This window comes from Cellvibrio sp. ATLC23, assembly GCF_057196725.1.
The window spans coordinates 268,313-284,360 of record NZ_JBXUOS010000005.1 but is presented as its reverse complement, the minus strand read 5'-3'; the positions used below and the strand labels follow the sequence as shown (position 1 = coordinate 284,360).

The 16,048-nt window shown below is 49.4% G+C and carries 14 protein-coding genes; 6 read left to right on the top strand and 8 right to left on the bottom strand.

Annotation, left to right across the window (positions count from 1 at the left end; all coding sequences use genetic code 11):
• Positions 1–44 precede the first annotated feature (44 nt).
• From AC2CG4_RS10785 to AC2CG4_RS10770, 4 genes are read right to left on the bottom strand one after another with little or no spacing between them, the layout of a single operon-like run.
• The gene (locus AC2CG4_RS10785) at positions 45–1,730 is read right to left on the bottom strand and encodes a (2,3-dihydroxybenzoyl)adenylate synthase (protein WP_484486262.1); all 1,686 of its coding nucleotides are present in this window, start codon (positions 1,728–1,730) and stop codon (positions 45–47) included.
• Between the two features lie 12 nt (positions 1,731–1,742).
• Complete coding sequence (gene dhbC / locus AC2CG4_RS10780) at positions 1,743–2,936, bottom strand: isochorismate synthase DhbC (protein ID WP_484486261.1); 1,194 nt, start codon at positions 2,934–2,936, stop codon at positions 1,743–1,745.
• Between the two features lie 32 nt (positions 2,937–2,968).
• Positions 2,969–3,802, bottom strand: a complete 834-nt coding sequence (locus AC2CG4_RS10775; RefSeq protein ID WP_484486260.1) for a DUF4198 domain-containing protein — start codon at positions 3,800–3,802, stop codon at positions 2,969–2,971.
• A 50-nt stretch (positions 3,803–3,852) separates the two neighbouring features.
• Positions 3,853–5,952, bottom strand: a complete 2,100-nt coding sequence (locus AC2CG4_RS10770; protein ID WP_484486259.1) for a TonB-dependent receptor domain-containing protein — start codon at positions 5,950–5,952, stop codon at positions 3,853–3,855.
• 197 nt (positions 5,953–6,149) lie between these two features.
• On the opposite strand from AC2CG4_RS10770, the gene AC2CG4_RS10765 reads away from it, so the two are divergent.
• The 3 genes from AC2CG4_RS10765 to rlmE all read left to right on the top strand — a co-directional run bounded on the left by AC2CG4_RS10765 (position 6,150) and on the right by rlmE (position 7,512).
• Positions 6,150–6,575 (top strand): putative toxin-antitoxin system toxin component, PIN family, encoded by a 426-nt coding sequence (locus tag AC2CG4_RS10765; RefSeq protein WP_484486258.1) that lies wholly within the window; start codon positions 6,150–6,152, stop codon positions 6,573–6,575.
• Positions 6,572–6,811 (top strand): toxin-antitoxin system HicB family antitoxin, encoded by a 240-nt coding sequence (locus AC2CG4_RS10760; protein WP_484486257.1) that lies wholly within the window; start codon positions 6,572–6,574, stop codon positions 6,809–6,811. The genes AC2CG4_RS10765 and AC2CG4_RS10760 overlap by 4 nt, the downstream gene beginning before the upstream one ends.
• Before the next feature lie 80 nt (positions 6,812–6,891).
• Positions 6,892–7,512: a 23S rRNA (uridine(2552)-2'-O)-methyltransferase RlmE gene (gene rlmE / locus AC2CG4_RS10755; protein WP_484486256.1), complete on the top strand. Its 621-nt coding sequence runs from the start codon at positions 6,892–6,894 to the stop codon at positions 7,510–7,512.
• Between the two features lie 5 nt (positions 7,513–7,517).
• Here rlmE and AC2CG4_RS10750 read toward each other — a convergent pair whose 3' ends face one another.
• The 3 genes from AC2CG4_RS10750 to AC2CG4_RS10740 all read right to left on the bottom strand — a co-directional run bounded on the left by AC2CG4_RS10750 (position 7,518) and on the right by AC2CG4_RS10740 (position 10,035).
• Positions 7,518–7,967 carry a DUF2383 domain-containing protein gene (locus AC2CG4_RS10750; protein ID WP_484486255.1) on the bottom strand — a complete coding sequence of 150 codons (450 nt, stop codon included), beginning with the start codon at positions 7,965–7,967 and terminating at the stop codon, positions 7,518–7,520.
• A 47-nt stretch (positions 7,968–8,014) separates the two neighbouring features.
• On the bottom strand, positions 8,015–8,908 hold the full coding sequence (locus AC2CG4_RS10745; protein WP_484486254.1) for a lipid kinase: 894 nt from the start codon (positions 8,906–8,908) through the stop codon (positions 8,015–8,017).
• 302 nt (positions 8,909–9,210) lie between these two features.
• Positions 9,211–10,035, bottom strand: coding sequence for a polysaccharide deacetylase family protein (locus tag AC2CG4_RS10740; protein ID WP_484486253.1), 825 nt, complete (start codon positions 10,033–10,035; stop codon positions 9,211–9,213).
• 412 nt (positions 10,036–10,447) lie between these two features.
• On the opposite strand from AC2CG4_RS10740, the gene AC2CG4_RS10735 reads away from it, so the two are divergent.
• From AC2CG4_RS10735 to rsgA, 3 genes are all read left to right on the top strand, one after another.
• Positions 10,448–12,634: a cellulase family glycosylhydrolase gene (locus tag AC2CG4_RS10735; RefSeq protein ID WP_484486252.1), complete on the top strand. Its 2,187-nt coding sequence runs from the start codon at positions 10,448–10,450 to the stop codon at positions 12,632–12,634.
• A gap of 142 nt (positions 12,635–12,776) precedes the next feature.
• Positions 12,777–13,841 (top strand): calcium/sodium antiporter, encoded by a 1,065-nt coding sequence (locus AC2CG4_RS10730; RefSeq protein WP_484486251.1) that lies wholly within the window; start codon positions 12,777–12,779, stop codon positions 13,839–13,841.
• Between the two features lie 366 nt (positions 13,842–14,207).
• Positions 14,208–15,257: a ribosome small subunit-dependent GTPase A gene (rsgA, locus tag AC2CG4_RS10725; protein ID WP_484486250.1), complete on the top strand. Its 1,050-nt coding sequence runs from the start codon at positions 14,208–14,210 to the stop codon at positions 15,255–15,257.
• Between the two features lie 80 nt (positions 15,258–15,337).
• Here rsgA and AC2CG4_RS10720 read toward each other — a convergent pair whose 3' ends face one another.
• Positions 15,338–15,997, bottom strand: a complete 660-nt coding sequence (locus AC2CG4_RS10720) for a pyridoxamine 5'-phosphate oxidase family protein (protein WP_484486249.1) — start codon at positions 15,995–15,997, stop codon at positions 15,338–15,340.
• Positions 15,998–16,048 lie beyond the last annotated feature (51 nt).

Here is a 16,048-nt window from a genome sequence, read left to right as displayed (position 1 = left end):
GGGCTCAGGTGGCTTTTAGGTTTAATTGACTTTACGAGGGCTAATTAAATTTTTAATTGGGTAGCGCGCGCCAGCTTTTCCGAAATCCATTCGCGCAAATATTTTTTATCGACCTTGCCTAAACGGGTTTGCGGCAGTGAAGCGATAAATTCAATGCGATCGGGAATTTTGAAAGTAGCCAGATTGCACTCGCGTAAAAAGCGCTGCAGGTCGCTCGCTTTTATTAGCTCGTTACTTTTGAGTGGTTGTTGATTGCAGCCGGTGCGCAAGGTGACAAAGGCGCAGCTGCGCTCGCCCAAAAACGGGTCGGGCATGGCGACGAGTGCGGCGTCTTGCACTTGTGGGTGAGCGAGTAAACAATTTTCAATTTCTTCGGCGGCAATTTTTTCACCGCCGCGATTAATTTGATCTTTTGCGCGGCCTTCAACTATTAAATATCCCTGCTCCGTCATGCGCACCAGATCGCCGGTGCGATAAAAACCATCGGCAGTAAAGGCTTTGGCATTGTGCTCAGCGGCGCGAAAGTATCCGCGAATAGTGTAGGGGCCTCGGGTGAGTAAATGACCGGTTTCGCCATCGGCCACAGGGCGATCTTCATCATTAACAATGCGTATTTCATCATGCGGGGAAATAGGGCGACCTTGAGTGGTCATAGTGGTGTCTTGGTCATCGCTCAAGCGGGTGTAGTTCACCAGGCCTTCCGCCATGCCAAACACTTGCTGCAATTGACAGCCGAGAATAGGTTGAATGCGGCGCGCGGCGGTTTCGCAAAATTTTGCACCGCCCACTTGAATCACTTGCAAACTTTTCAGTTTGGGCGCATCGCCCATTTTTTGGCGATTTTCAGCGGCGCTGAGCCAGGTTAATGCCAAGGGCGGAACCATGGCCGTAACCGTAACCTGATGTTGTTCAATCAAGCTGAAGGCCAGATCCGGTGCGCCATTTTCAGCTAAGACTAAAGTGCCGCCCGCCCACAACACACCCAGCGCACCGGGAGAACTCAGCGGAAAATTATGTACGACGGGCAGCACGGCCAAATAAACGGATGCCTGTGTTAACTCGCAAATTAATGCGCTCGCACGCAGGCTGTAATAGTAATCATTGTGGGTGCGCGGAATTAATTTGGGCACACCGGTGGTGCCGCCAGATAATTGATAGAGCGCTACGTCGCTGGCATTTATGTTGGATAGTGCAATCGGCGCTTGGTAGAGCGAATCCAATGCACAAAATTCTTCAGCATCGCCGGTGCTATCGCCGACAATAATGACGCGCTCAATAATATGATTGTGCCGAAGTTGCCGCGCGAGTTCGCGGTGATCAAAACCATTGTTGTTGGCACAAGTGATGTAAGCATCGGCTTCGGCGAAGCTGCAAAAATAACTGATCTCGGCAAAACGATGACTCGGCAGTGCCAGTATGGGGGCTACCCCTATGCGAAATAATGCAAACAGAATTTCAAATAATTCGCCGCAGTTGGGTAGGTGCACCACGACTCGAGTGCCCGGTTGCAAGCCGGACGCAAGCAACCCCGCGGCTAATTGATTGGCGCGCTCATCGAGTTGGCTATAGCTCCAGCGTTTGTCACCGGCAATTATGGCGATGTGTTCACCGGCGGCAGCGGCATTTTGTGCGAGTAATGTGCCGAGTGGTTCATCGCTCCAATAACCTTGTGCGCGATATTGCTGTTGCAATTCTGTTGGCCAGGGCGTGAAGTCTGTAGTTGGATTCATTGGGTGTGCCTCCTACAGGTGAATGCCGAGGGCATTGAGCATGGTGTTAAATTTGGCTCCGGTTTCGGCCAATTCTTTTTCCGGGCTGGAACCCGCCACTACACCGGCGCCTGCGTAAAGACGAATCGCTTGCGCTTCTACTTCGGCGCAGCGAATGGTGACCACCCATTCACCGTCGCCCGCGCTGTCGCACCAGCCGACCATGCCGGTAAACATGCCCCGGTCATAACCTTCAATTTCGCGAATGGCGGTGCGCGCTTTGTCGGTGGGGTAGCCACACACAGCGGGTGTTGGGTGCATGGCTAACGCCAATTCCAGTGAGGAGGTTTGCGGATCTTCCAGCACGCCTTCAATCCGCGTGGATAAATGCCAGAGCGTGGGTGTATTGATGAGCGATGGCTCGGCAGGAACCTGCAGCTCTTTGCAAAACGGTTGCAGTGCCGCAACCACAGCTTGAATGACCAGTGCGTGTTCATAGCGATCTTTTGCCGAGGCAAACAATTGTTCCGCGCGCGCTTGATCGATTGCGGGGTCGCTGCTGCGCGGCTCGGTGCCAGCGAGTGGATTGGCAACAATGCGATTGCCCTGCCGTGAAATTAATAATTCCGGGCTGGCGCCAATCAAGGTGCGAAAATGTTTTCCCTCGCCCAGTTTTACCGCAAAGGTGTAGGCATTGGGGTTGCGCGCTTCCAAATTGCCGAGCAATTGTTTGATATCCAACGTGTGTTCGCACTGCACTTCCAGCGTGCGCGACAAGACGACTTTTTCCAATTCGCCGCGCGCAAAACGCGCGAGTGCATCCTTAACGCCATTGAGATAAATATTGGCCGTTGGCACTTCGCGCAGCTGGTAATTGCCTGGCGATGAATTCAGTTGCGGCGCTTTTGCTGCAATGCGTGGCGCGTTGCGAATTTCGCTGCAGGTGCTCAGGCGCAACCAGCTTTGTGCTTCCGCATCAAAACCTATGGCTCCCACCACACGCGGGTTGCTGTGACCTAGCTCCCGAGCAAAACGCAACGACTCGGTTACCCGCTGCAGCAGACCTTGCATACCGGCATCGAGTAAATTTGCGAAGGGTGGTTTGGCTAGCAGGCTTTGGCGCGGCGAAGAAAAATACAGCGAATTTTCCGGTGCATAGCCATCCAGCAGAGGTGCTTGCAGGCTGGCATCCGATGGGGTCGAGCTGACATCAAAGTGGCTTTTCATAGCAAGCATACCTCCCAGTAAAATATGGTGGATTAGAGTGCGGGAAATACTTCTAGCGTTAGGGCGTAACTGGCCACGCGAATACTGGCGGGCTTTTTGGCTTTGTTATCCTGATACTCAGCACTTAGCCAAAACATGCCAGCGCGCGGCCAGGTGATACTTACCTCGCCATTGCTGTCGCTGGTGAGCTGTATTTCACCTTGATCGCTGCGGTAGCGCATGGCATCGGGAATCACGCTGACCTGAATTCCCGCGGCGGCTTTACCATTCATTAAGAAACGAAAACGCGCCGCTTCGCCCACATACAAATCATTGGGATGAGTGACAGGAACCATTTCCAGGCCAGTCTTGCTGGGCTTGAATACCTGAGTGTCGGGTGCGCCCGAGGTGACATAGGTTTCTACCCGCCGGTAGAACTCTGAAACTTCAAGATTTTTGGCTTGCTTGGGAACGGCTTTATCAAACTCGGCCGGATCTGCTTTTGCGCCGCGATAGGGCCACATTTTGTGTTCGCCGCTGGCGGTTTCCCACGTGGCCATAATGCCGTTTGCGGCCATGGCGACTTTGTAGGTGCCTTTATTCACTAGCGGAAATTCAAAACTGCTGCGAAATTTTCCGCTGTAAATATTTTCCAGGGGAATTGTCTTGTTGTCCGGCCCGACTATCTCCACATAGTTAACCGGCATAGGCGCGTGATCGGCATGGAATATATCGTTCGATGCCGCGGCATCAACACTTACCCACGCATCGGTGCCGCTGGAAATAATGGTTGAGTTGGGCAGTAGCCATACGCGATGAGCCTCGGCACTGAGGGGCAGTAACAACACACTCAGGCTAAGGCTTAAAATTTTAAGGCTGTTAGTCATGGTCTGGTCTCTTGGTTGTTCGGGGCTATAGGACGCACTGAAACGGTGAATTAAAAGCGATAGCTCAGCGTAATTTTTGCGTTGCGACCCGGCTCATAATCCATCAAATAGAGTTGACCAAAACGCGGGTGGAAGGAGGTTCCCGTGCGCGATGATTGCGATGCGTAAAACTCATCAAAAATATTATCGACACCGGCGGTAATGCCTAGGCCGCGCGCCGATTCCCAGTGCGCAGAAATATTGGAAACCACAAAACCGTCTTTGGAGTTTTCCAGCGTTGCGCCATCCAAATCTTTTCCGGATGCAACATCGCCCACATAGAGCGTGTCCCAGTGCAGACTTAAATCTGTGCGGATAAAGGTGTAGTCCAGCGATAAGCTGAGCGTATCGCCCTGTTGGCGATCAATGCGGGCGCCATCAAATACAGCGTACTCAGGTGCCGCGTCCAGCTCGCTTTCGGCATCGGAATAGGTGAGCAGTGCTTTAAGCCCCTGGATGTCGTAGCCCACATAGGCTTCAAAGCCTCTGATATTCATATCGCCAATATTGTCGGTGATGTAATTGCGCGGGCTGGGTTCGGCGTAGTCGTAAATATGGTTTTCGATGGTGGTGTAAAAATAAGTGGCGCCCAGTGAAAAATTATCGGCACCGAGAATTTCATCCTGATACGCAAACGATAACTGTTGGTTATTACCGGTCTCGGCTTGTAAATTGGGGTTGGGGGTTTTGCCTAAACCTGCACCAATAAACACTTCATTTAATTCCGGTGCGCGAAATAATTCGGTGCTGCTGGCGCGGAATAACAGGCTGTCGCTGGCTTGATACTCAACCGCCAGTGCGGAGGTAAATTCGCTAAAGGTATCGCTGACAATGGTGGAGTCAACGTCTACTGATTCATAACGCAGGCCGGGAATAAAACTGAAGCCTGTGTTAGTGGTAATTTTATTTTGCACAAACAGCGCATTGGTATTGGCTTCTTCACCGGCAAGGCGGGCGGCACCGACTATATAGTCAGTGTCGTGCTGGATGTGTTCCCAGCCATAGGTAATGTCATGGCCAACACTGCCTTCCAGTGTGGTATTAAAAAGTAGATTGATGCCGGTGTTATTGGCGTCGCCTTGGTTGATAGTGGCGAATGCAGGGCTCCAGCTCACCAAGCCGCGCTCGTCGCGCCAGAAGGTACTTTCGTTGCGATAAAACGCAGCATCCACTTGGGTATTTGCGGTCAATTGGCCTTCATAGCTGAGGGTAGCGGTGTCGCGGCTAAACTCGGTGGGGTAGGTCAATGGGATTTTTAACGAGTTGGCAATCGCCAGGTCGGTGGCCAGCCCCATATCCGGGCGATAGCTGTAGTTGCCTTCATCGGTATAGGTTTCATAGCCAAGTTTGATGCGGTGGCCTTCGGTTATATCCCAACCGAATTTGATCAATGCATCTTCTACTTCACCTTCCAGCCCGCGCACTGTGCCATCGGTACCTGCGACTTGAGTGCCATCGGCACCCAGAATTTTGCCGCCGCCCACTTCATAGTTATCGCGATTCACTTTGTTGAAGTACACCAGTGCATCGAATGAATCAGTCAGTTGGCCGTAACCGGTCAGCGAGGTGCTATCGCCTGAGTTGTCAGCATAAGAAGCTTGTAACCGGCCACCAAACTGCGCGCCTTCATCGAGCAGGCTGCGGGCATTTTTGGTTTTGAAGCGCACCGCGCCGCCCAGCCCACCGTTAACCACCGAGTTGTTGCCTACGTCTATTTCGGCGGATTCGAGAATGTCGGCATGAATCTGCAGATTGCCCATGTGGTGATACATGTAGGTGTTTTGGCTGGCGCCATCGATGCTGATGCGCAGATCCTTATCGTCCATGCTGCGAATGGTGATGCGCTGGTTGAGGGAGTGAGCGCCGCCCACATCAACCCCGGGAATGGTGCGCAACAGATCGCTGATGTGATCGGGTTGTCTGATCTCCATCGCCTCCGCATCCATCGACAGCGACGACGCTTTAACCTGAGTACCCCAAACCGCAAGAGTTTCTATTTCCGCCTGCTCACTGGTGCTGGTGTCAGAGGTGGCCTGAGCAGTGCCGTGAACTGCAACTAATCCGAACAAGGCGAGGGCGAGAGGGTGCGGGGTAAAGCGGAGTGTTTTCATGATTCATCCTAGTGAGTGAGCGTGGAAACTATCAGTTCGGATGCATTCTATTATCAAATGATAATCAATATCAAATGAGATGTTGTTTTAGATGTCATTGTTTTTTATTTGCGCTGTGCCTTTTGATTGAGGGGTAAAGCAGAATCCACACTTATGTGTTGGTTGTATAAAGTTTGGTATTGCCTATAATACCAAACATGATTCCGTCGATCGTTATAGATGCCAATATCCTTGTTTCCGCCCTCAAGTCCAGTAATGGTGCCTCGGTCAGATTGCTCATGGCGTTACAGGCGCAAGCCTACAATCCCTGCTTATCCGTACCTTTATTTGTAGAGTATGAGGCAGTGTTAAAACGGCCGGGGTTGTTGCCTAACATGGGTGCAAATGACATTGATGCGATATTGGATTACCTATTGAGCCGGGCCAGTATCCACGAGGTGTTCTTTTTGTGGCGACCATTTCTGAAAGACCCCAAAGATGATCTGGTATTGGAAGCGGCGGTGGCATCTCAAAGTCGTTATATCATCACGTTTAATCTGCGTGACTTTGCCGGCGTTGAAAAACAGTTTGGTATTAAAGTAATCATACCCCAAGAGTTTTTACGAGAGTGGAGGTTGTTATGAGTACACTCAGTTTGCGTTTGCCTGATTCGGTGCATGAGCAAATTAAATTGTTGGCGAAAAAAGATGGAATCTCTATTAACCAATTTGCCGCCTCTGCAATTGCAGAAAAAATGGCAGCCTATCTCACTGAAGAGTATTTAAAAAAACGCGCTGCTGCGGGCAATGAAGCTGCATTTTTAGCCGCAATGGCAAAAGTGCCGGATGTTGAAACCATAGCCGAGGATAAGCTGCCCTAGGGAAATTGACGGATACCCGCGTTGCGGGTAGTACACACATTTTTAACCACCATCACCAAAAACAACACTCTGGTTTTTATATGGCCCGATCCAAAAGCAGTAACCGTTGGTTGGAAGAACATGTCAACGATCCCTATGTGAAAAAAGCGCAGGTGGATGGCTATCGCGCGCGCGCGGCCTACAAGCTGCTTGAGTTGAATGAAAAAGATAAGCTGATTCGCCCGGGCATGATGGTGGTGGATTTGGGTTCAGCACCGGGCAGTTGGTCGCAAATTGCCGGGCGTTTGGTCGGTGTGAAAGGTCGGGTGATTGCGTCGGATATTTTGCCGATGGATTCACTGGAGCATGTGGATTTTATTCAGGGCGATTTCACCGAAGAAGCGGTATTTAATCAAATCATGGAAAAGCTCGGCGGCAATCGCGCCGATGTAGTGATCTCGGATATGGCGCCCAACATCAGCGGCGTGGATGCGGTAGATCAGGCATCCTCTATGTATTTAGTCGAGCTGGCATTAGACATGGCGCGCAGCGTGTTAAAACCCAAAGGGGATTTTGTCGCCAAGGTGTTTCACGGCGAAGGTTATGACGATTACGTAAAAGAAGTGCGCACTTCGTTTGACAAAGTGGTCATTCGCAAACCCGATGCCTCACGCCCACGCTCGCGAGAAGTGTATGTGGTGGGCAAGGGATTTAAAGAGTAATTGTTCTAATTTATTTCTTTTGTTGCCGCTACAAACAGTTTGATTGTTTGTTCAACATGCGCGCGCAATTCATTGAGCAAGTTCACGCAGGTTTCACTCGGTTGAGTGGTGTGCGCTTGCGCGATGATGGATTTGATATTTTCTTCCGCTTCAATTCGTTGCGCCAATAACTCGTGGGTGTAATCCGGTGTGAATGCCGCGCCTACATGATGCATTATCATTTCACTCGTCTCTTTGTCCGGGTCGGGAACGGAAGGCAAATCACCCAACTGTCGTATTTCTTCTTCCAGCTTATTGATAAACGGTTTGCGCGCGGCGGCGATCTTGCGGAAGCTGTCGGTAATCACTGGGTTTTCACTCAGGTTTATTGCATCTTCATAATGATCGATGCTCTCGCGGCAAGCGACGAGTAATTCGTTGAGTACGACTTCGCTATCAGACAATAAGTGAAACATACGAATTCCTTTGTGTTGAGCCAAAATGCAGCAAGTTTAACTGCAAATTAAAGTGTAGTGGGTCTTGGCCGGACGACTTCCAAGGCTTGGGGAATGATTTCGAAAAGCGCGGGCGTATTACACACGGCTTCGCCATCGGCATGAATTTCTTTTGGCCGTTTGGTATTAATTTCGATTCGCTTACCGCTGGCAGTGAAGATATTTTCTATCTCCCGTTGTTTGCCATTGCGCAACAAAAACGCATGGCTTAACAGGTCCCAAAAACGAGTTGGGGGAATACTGTAAACTCGCAACAGCCCATCATTAATTGCTGATCTTTCATCGACAATATTACCGCCGCCGTAATAACGCCCATTGCCTACAGTTAGTTGGATGGAGCGTAACACCTGTGTCTTGCCATCAATCGTAATATTAACCCGAAATGATTTGTTATTTTTAAAGGCGGCAAACACGGCGTGAAGATAGCTAAAAATACCCAGTTTCTTTTTGATGTCGGGCGTTAGCTCATGGGAGACTTTTACCCCAAGGCCTATATGTGCTGCATTTAAAAAATAATGTCCATTGAGTACACCAAGATCTATTTTGCTGCGATGGTTATCCAATATGGTTTGACATGCTTCGGTTAAATTGGTAGGGATCTCCAGCGAGCGTGCTAAATCATTCGCCGTACCTAAGGGCAAAATCGCCAGTGGTAACTTATGTTGGTAAAGTGTTTCCACCGCTGAACTGATTGTGCCATCGCCGCCGCCCAGAATAACTAATTGCACTTGATTCGCGTGCTCGGCGATAATTTTTCGACACTCTTCAGCGCTGCTGGGTGATTTTCGGATAAGTGTAATGTTCGCGTTTTCCAGCAGCGATAACCCTTGTTGAATATCGGCATCGCCACCGTTGCGGCTACTGCTGTTGAGTATGAGTAGTGCAGTGATGTGGCTGGTCACGCGTATTTAAACCTCTGTGTTATCCGTAAACTGTTTGTGCACTTTTACAAAATGATTGTAAGTTTCGCATTAAAAATCTGCTGCGGTTGCCGTTGGTTTTCTCGCTTAAGTAAGTGTGGGTAGCGCTTCACGTCATTTGCGCGTTGATGCTCTCGCTTTATTGCAATCAGCACGCCAATTGATAACAGATTGGTTTTAGCCGCGAGTGATGGTGAAAAGCGGGAGCTGCCATTATCTCCAAATCCGGTGGAAATAATGGCCGGGAGTTGCCGGTGCGTAGATCAGTTGCAATCAGCCAGGCGTTATTTTTTCGCCTGCTGCTCTTTCACGTATTTCATAATGTTGACAAAGGAATCGGTCCAATAAATATCTTTGTTATCCGCCAAATATTTTACCAATTCATCGTGAGCTTCCTTTGAGGTGACAATGTGATCGCCACCTATACCGTGAAAGGTGAAGTTCGCCATAGTGCCTTTGGCTGCCGCTTCTTTTACTACGGCAATTAACTGCGCGCCGGTAACACCACTGGGAAAATCTACACTGACTGCATAGGGGTCGAGTGTATTCATATCGGGTGTGACGCCACCAAAATTGGTTTTAAAGGCGACAAATTCACTTTTTAACCCATCCACATAATTGGCCCCGCCGGCTTTTAAATCGATGCAGGGCGGGGTAAAGGTACGTTCGGTTTTGCCGTCGATCGCGTGTAAAAAACTGTTCGCTACTTTTACTTGGTCCTGCATTTGAATAACGCTGACTTTATCCAGATCGCGATCTTCCGCAACCCATTCGCGCCCAGGTTGGCTTTTGGCGCATTGATGAAAAATACTGTGGTTGCCCAATTCATGGCCTTGTTTAGCTGCCGCGCGCCAGTCTTCTAAACGAGTAACCAGCGTTGGGCTGACGACGTTTAAATAAAAGGTGCCGCGCAGATGGTATTTGTTGAGGGTGGGGATGACGTTATCCAATTGGCTGTCTAGCGCATCGTCATAGGCGAGGTTGACTGCGGCTTTGGCACCTTTTGGCCAGGTGAAAGGTTTATCGGCAGCAAAACTGCTTGAAGCAGTGCCCAGTAGGCCTAGCAATAGGCTGGCGATTAAGTGTGAAGGTTGGATTTTTATTGTCATTGCGGTCGTCCTGTAACAGTGAATTCGTCTGTGCAACCTTAGCTGCGAAGTCGCAGAGTCGCCATGGTATTTACATTTCTGCACTGAATATTCTCGGTGTTTCAATTGCGCAGGGGAGTAACAGGAGATTAATAGTGAATATAAAAAATAAGATAAATGATAAAACGGTATGGTTGTTTGTTAATCAAGTCGCAGAACTTCTGCATAATAAAAATGAGAATGACAGCGCTGTTTTGGTGGTGTTGACGCCATCAATAACACGGCCATTCCAGTACAGGCACCAGATCCAATAATAAAAATAATGATGTTTGACGTGGCCTCTCCACCTCGTTCATGCAGTAATCATTCAAGCCTGTGTCATGACTACACACTGGGCGTTCAGCCCTTTTCTTATGCAATCAAGGAGACACGTATGATTACACCACCCAAAAACCACCTGCGTTTGGTCGCAGCGCTGGGTATCTTAGTCGCTTCCGGTTACAGCGGCGCAGCCTCAGCCGCCTGTGTTTACAAAATTGATAGTGAATGGAATAGCGGAGCCACAGGCACTATTACTATCACCAATTCTACTGCTGCTCCGATCAATGGTTGGTCAGTGAACTGGCAGTACAACACCAACCGTTTAACCGGTTCATGGAATGCCAAACTCACCGGCAGCAACCCCTATAACGCAACTGATATGGGTTGGAATGGCACACTGCAACCAGGTCAGGCTACTAGTTTTGGTTTCCAGTTAAATAAAAATGGCGGTGCGCTTGAACAGCCAACCGTGAGTGGCAGTGTATGTGGCGGTGCAGGCAGTTCGGCGTCGGCAATGTCATCGCGTTCATCCACGCCCAGTTCAATTGCGTCGTCCTCGCGCTCGTCAACGGTCAGCTCATCAGCGAGCAGCATTAGTAACTGCGTCCAGCAATGTAATTGGTACGGCACCGTGTACCCCTTGTGTGTGACTACTACCAGCGGTTGGGGTTATGAAAATAATCGCAGCTGTATTTCGCGCAATACTTGTACCAGCCAGCCTTCACCTTACGGTGTTACTGCGTGCGCCAATTCATCCAGTGTGGTGAGTTCTTCGGTTTCCAGCTCCCGTTCCAGTACACCCAGTTCGATCAGTAGTGTGGTCAGCTCATCGCGCTCAAGTACGCCAAGCTCCATCAGCAGTTCGATTAGCTCATCGCGCTCCAGTACACCTAGCTCGATTAGTTCATCGAGCCGCTCCAGTGTGCCTGCAGGCGCTGTCTTCCGCGTGGATGCAACGGGTAACATCACCAAAAATGGCACTGTATTTCCGGTGCGGTGCGGCAACTGGTTTGGCCTTGAAGGTCAGCATGAACCCAAAAATGCAGCGAATAATCCCGACGGTGCGCCGATGGAGTTGTATGTGGGCAATATGTGGTGGGCGAATACCGGCCGCACTATTCAGCAGACGATGAATGAAATTAAAGCTCAGGGTATCAACGTGATTCGGTTGCCAATAGCACCGCAAACGTTGGATCCCAATAACCCACAAGGGCGTGGCGATATTCAAGCGGGCGGCGTGCTGAAAAACCATGCCTCAGTGCGCCAAACAAATGCGCGTCAAGCGATGGAGGATTTCATCAAGCTGGCGGATCAAAACAATCTTGAAGTGATTGTGGATATCCATTCCTGCTCTAACTATGTGGGTTGGCGCGCAGGTCGTTTAGATGCAAAACCGCCTTACGCAGATGCTAATCGCGAAAGCTACGACTTCAAACGCGAAGGCTATTCCTGCGCGCCAGTGAGTGGTGCGGGCGTGGTGGTACATGAGTACAACGAAGCCAAATGGCTGGCTAACTTGCGCGATATTGCCGGACTTTCAGCCGCTTTGGGGGTTGATAATATTATCGGCATCGACATTTTCAACGAGCCATGGGATTACACCTGGGCCGAGTGGAAAGCGCTTTCTGATAAAGCCTATCAAGCGATCAGTGCAGTTAACCCCAATGTGTTGATTTTTGTTGAAGGTGTGTCGGCCACCGCAGGCGGAGTAAAAATTCCTCACGGCAGCGAAGACCTGAATCCAAACTGGGGTGAGAACATGTACGGTGCACGTGCTAATCCATTAAATATTCCGAAAGATCGTTTGGTGCTTTCACCGCACACTTATGGACCTTCGGTGTTTGTACAAAAACAATTTATGGACCCTGCACAAGTTAACTGTACTGAATTGGAAGGCGATGAAGCGGGTAACTCTGACTGCAATATAGTGATTAACAAAGCCAAGCTGAGCGTGGGTTGGGATGAGCACTTTGGTTATCTACGCGATCAGGGTTTTGCAATGGTAGTGGGCGAATTTGGCGGCAATATGGATTGGCCGGCAAAAGGTTCAGTCGCTGATCGCAGTCGCTGGAGCCACATCACCACCAATGTTGATCAACAATGGCAGCAGGCATTTGTGAGCTATATGAAAGAGAAAAAGATCCAAGCCTGTTATTGGTCAATCAATCCAGAATCAGGTGATACCGGTGGATGGTATTTGCATTCTCACGATCCAGACAGCAATCCCTCTGGCTGGGGAACCTGGCTGAATTTTGATGCGCGTAAAACCACCTTGTTGAAGGATCTGTGGGGTAATTAATTTCCTCTTGCTCATCAACACTAAAACCGGAGTCAGCGTCAGTTGGCTCCGTTTTTTTTGAACGATAAGATTTATCAATTGGGATTTGATTTTATGGATGATCTCTATAAGCTGGGCAAAATTTTTCACCCTGGAGTTACCCATGACCTGGTTGTTGTTAGTGGTTGGTTTAGTGCTGTTAGTAGTTGGTGCCGATGTGTTGGTCAAAGGGGCTGCGCGCCTCGCGTCTAACTTTGGTGTGCCGGCATTGGTGGTTGGTCTCACGGTAGTGGCGTTTGGCACCAGTGCGCCGGAATTGGCGGTGAGCGTGAAGGCTGCTTACTCTGGGCAAGCGGAATTGGCCATCGCTAATGTGGTGGGCAGCAACATTATGAACATCCTCTTTATTCTCGGCCTTTCTGCGGTTATATCGCCGCTGTTAATTTCCCGTCAGCTGATTCGTCAAGACGTGCCGATTATGGTGGCCTTATCGGCGCTGGCGGTATTTATGGCTTATGACGGCAGCATCAGTCGCGTTGAAGCGGGCATTCTGGCGGCAGGCCTGTTTGGCTACACCTTTTTCCTGTTTTATCAGGGCAAGAAAAAGGGTGTTGATGTAGTGGATGAAGAAGTAGAAGAAATGCTTAAAACCAACGTTCCCATGTGGCAAAACATACTGTTGGTGATTGTTGGCTTGGTGCTCTTGGTACTGGGCGCGCGCTGGTTGGTACAAAGTGCGGTAGAGCTAGCGACTGCTTGGGGTATCAATGAAGCCGTTATAGGTTTAACCATTGTTGCAGTGGGCACCTCCTTACCTGAGCTGGTGACATCGGTAGTGGCCACTATGAAGGGCCAGCGCGATATAGCCGTAGGCAACGTAGTGGGCAGTAATATTTTTAACATCCTCTGTGTATTGGGTATTTCTGGCGTAGTCTCGCCCACCCCTTTATTGGCCGGTGAACAACTGGCGAGCTTCGATATTCCGGTGATGCTCGGTGTAGCGGCACTGTGTTTACCGTTATTTTTTATTGGTGCATCGCTCAACCGTATAGAAGGTTTGTTATTTCTTGCGCTCTATACCGCCTATGTATGGATTTTGATTGCGATGACCTTGTCACTGGGGTATTTGGCGCAATTGCAAACCGCCGTGCTGTTTGGCTTGGTTCCGGTGGTTGTGCTCTATGTAGTGGTTGCACTGGTGTTGGATTTGCGCAAGCGCCGTGCGTAATGTGACAGGTGTTGGCTCTATGAAAGTTAACAATAGAGTCAACATCTTCTGTCTTTTTCAATATGGTTTTTGTCATTCTCTCTTTGTAATGAGTTGTAACGGTGCGTTGACTCATTAAAGTTGCAGTGACAGACTGCCGATTATTCGATTCAGATTATTTCATCAATCCACATAGGAGCTTCAATTATGACCGTCTTTGATATTGCTCTTGTGTCGGCTGCCTGATTACTCGCCTTTATTTTCGTTTTTCGGGATTCTTAATGGCCACGTAATTGTGCGCCGACTTTCATTTCGTTTTTTAATGTCGCATTCACTGCGACGTATTTGCTCGTGTTTCGAGCTTAACGATATTGGAAGTTTTTTATCATGATCGAAATCGATTTTGAATCTCTGCGTGTTATTGGTCTTACTCCTTATATCGCACAACAGTTATTAATGCTGGAGTCTCATGCTACAGCTACATTTCCGGCACGTATTATTGAAATTCAACGCGAATGGATGCTGGCGCATAGCGGACAATCTGAATGTCGGGTCCGCGTTTTGCCAAGTGTGGGAGGAAGCCTTGCTGTTGGTGATTGGGTGCTGGTAGAGCCTCGCCCCAATAATGAGTACTGGGTTAGTCAATGTGTGGAGCCTGTGACTCAAATTGCACGGCGTAAACACGAGGGAACACGCCAGCTTTTGGTAACTAATGTCGATACAGCACTGTTGGTCATGGGCTTGGATCATGATTTTAATTTGCGCCGCATGGAGCGTTATCTTGCAATAGTGCAAGCAGCACAAGTGATGCCTGTAATTGTGTTAACCAAACTGGATATTGCAGAGGATGTTGCTGAAAAGTTAGAGCATATAAAACAGCGAATTCCCGCTCAAATACCGATTGTTGCCGTAAATGCACTGAGTGAAAATACGGTAGTGACCTTAGCTCCATGGTTGAATTCAGGACAAACGCTGGTGCTGTTGGGGTCGTCGGGAGCAGGAAAATCTACCTTGACCAATACGCTGACATCCAGTGCGCAAATTACAGGAGCTGTACGCCAAGATGATAGTAAGGGGCGACACACGACAACAGCTCGTTCACTGCATCAGTGCACAGCAGGCGCCTGTATTATCGACACGCCCGGACTGCGTAGCTGGAGCCCGGATGTTGATGAGGAATCCCTTGATCTTGCATTTGATGACATAGCAACTCTGGCGCTGAGTTGTCGCTTTCGTGATTGTAAACATCAAGACGAACCTGACTGCGCCGTGCGAGATGTGATAGATGCTGATCGTTTGCTTAATTATCAGAAATTATTGCGTGAAGTCAGGCGCAGTCAACAAACCGCGCTTGAGCGTATTGATGAGCGAGCCAAATGGAAGGTTTTACATAAAGCAGCGGCGATACGGTCGCGCGAAAAACGAGGAGATTATTAAGCCATTAACCAGTAAGTAGGTTCGGAGCGCATCAAAAGTTAAATTGGTGCGCTCCTGATTATGCTGTTCTCCTTCAATGGTTACTTCTTTTCTTTCCACTGCTTTACATAGTCCGGCGTAGCCAAGCCATCATTATTGGCATGAATAGGTTCGCCATGAGCCACCCGCAAGGGTAAAACGCCTGCCCATACCGGCAAATCCAAATCCTCTTCTTTATCCACCGGCAAGGTGTTGCTGATTTTGCTTGCAGCTTCAACGAGTGAAATCCGCAGCACACTGGTTGCTGCCAATTCTTTATCGTTACCGGGGCGTGCTTCCTGTTTGCGGCCTGCGGCTATCTTGTCCATAAATACATCCATCGCTGCCAGTTTTTGTTCACGTCCTTCAATTAATTCAAACGCGCCGTAAATCACCGCCGAGCGGTAATTCATGGTGTGGCTAAACGCCGATTTTGCCAGCACCAAACCATCCACATGAGTAATTGCAATCGACACCTGACGCCCACCTAACAGTATCTTGGTCAAGCGCCCGCCATTAGAGCCGTGGATATATAAAAAATCCCCTTCACGCCAACAGGCGGTGGGAATACAGTGGCTGCTTTCGCCATCGTGAAAGGCGATATGGCAGACATAGCTTTCATCGATAATCTGGTACAGCGCATCGCGCTCATAACTGGCCAATTCGGGAATGCGGCGAATGCGGGTACGGGGCGATGGTGCGGTAGTGTGCGAGTTGTTCATGGTGTTCCTTGTTAATCGCAGTAGAGGGAGTTGCTAGGTTAATCTGCCATT

Excerpts from the sequence above, each read along its gene's own strand:
- AC2CG4_RS10785 (WP_484486262.1), bottom strand. The coding sequence starts at position 1,730 with ATGAATCCAACTACAGACTTCACGCCCTGGCCAACAGAATTGCAACAG.
- dhbC (WP_484486261.1), bottom strand. The coding sequence starts at position 2,936 with ATGAAAAGCCACTTTGATGTCAGCTCGACCCCATCGGATGCCAGCCTG.
- AC2CG4_RS10775 (WP_484486260.1), bottom strand. The coding sequence starts at position 3,802 with ATGACTAACAGCCTTAAAATTTTAAGCCTTAGCCTGAGTGTGTTGTTA.
- AC2CG4_RS10770 (WP_484486259.1), bottom strand. The coding sequence starts at position 5,952 with ATGAAAACACTCCGCTTTACCCCGCACCCTCTCGCCCTCGCCTTGTTC.
- AC2CG4_RS10765 (WP_484486258.1), top strand. The coding sequence starts at position 6,150 with ATGATTCCGTCGATCGTTATAGATGCCAATATCCTTGTTTCCGCCCTC.
- AC2CG4_RS10760 (WP_484486257.1), top strand. The coding sequence starts at position 6,572 with ATGAGTACACTCAGTTTGCGTTTGCCTGATTCGGTGCATGAGCAAATT.
- rlmE (WP_484486256.1), top strand. The coding sequence starts at position 6,892 with ATGGCCCGATCCAAAAGCAGTAACCGTTGGTTGGAAGAACATGTCAAC.
- AC2CG4_RS10750 (WP_484486255.1), bottom strand. The coding sequence starts at position 7,967 with ATGTTTCACTTATTGTCTGATAGCGAAGTCGTACTCAACGAATTACTC.
- AC2CG4_RS10740 (WP_484486253.1), bottom strand. The coding sequence starts at position 10,035 with ATGACAATAAAAATCCAACCTTCACACTTAATCGCCAGCCTATTGCTA.
- AC2CG4_RS10735 (WP_484486252.1), top strand. The coding sequence starts at position 10,448 with ATGATTACACCACCCAAAAACCACCTGCGTTTGGTCGCAGCGCTGGGT.
- AC2CG4_RS10730 (WP_484486251.1), top strand. The coding sequence starts at position 12,777 with ATGACCTGGTTGTTGTTAGTGGTTGGTTTAGTGCTGTTAGTAGTTGGT.
- rsgA (WP_484486250.1), top strand. The coding sequence starts at position 14,208 with ATGATCGAAATCGATTTTGAATCTCTGCGTGTTATTGGTCTTACTCCT.
- AC2CG4_RS10720 (WP_484486249.1), bottom strand. The coding sequence starts at position 15,997 with ATGAACAACTCGCACACTACCGCACCATCGCCCCGTACCCGCATTCGC.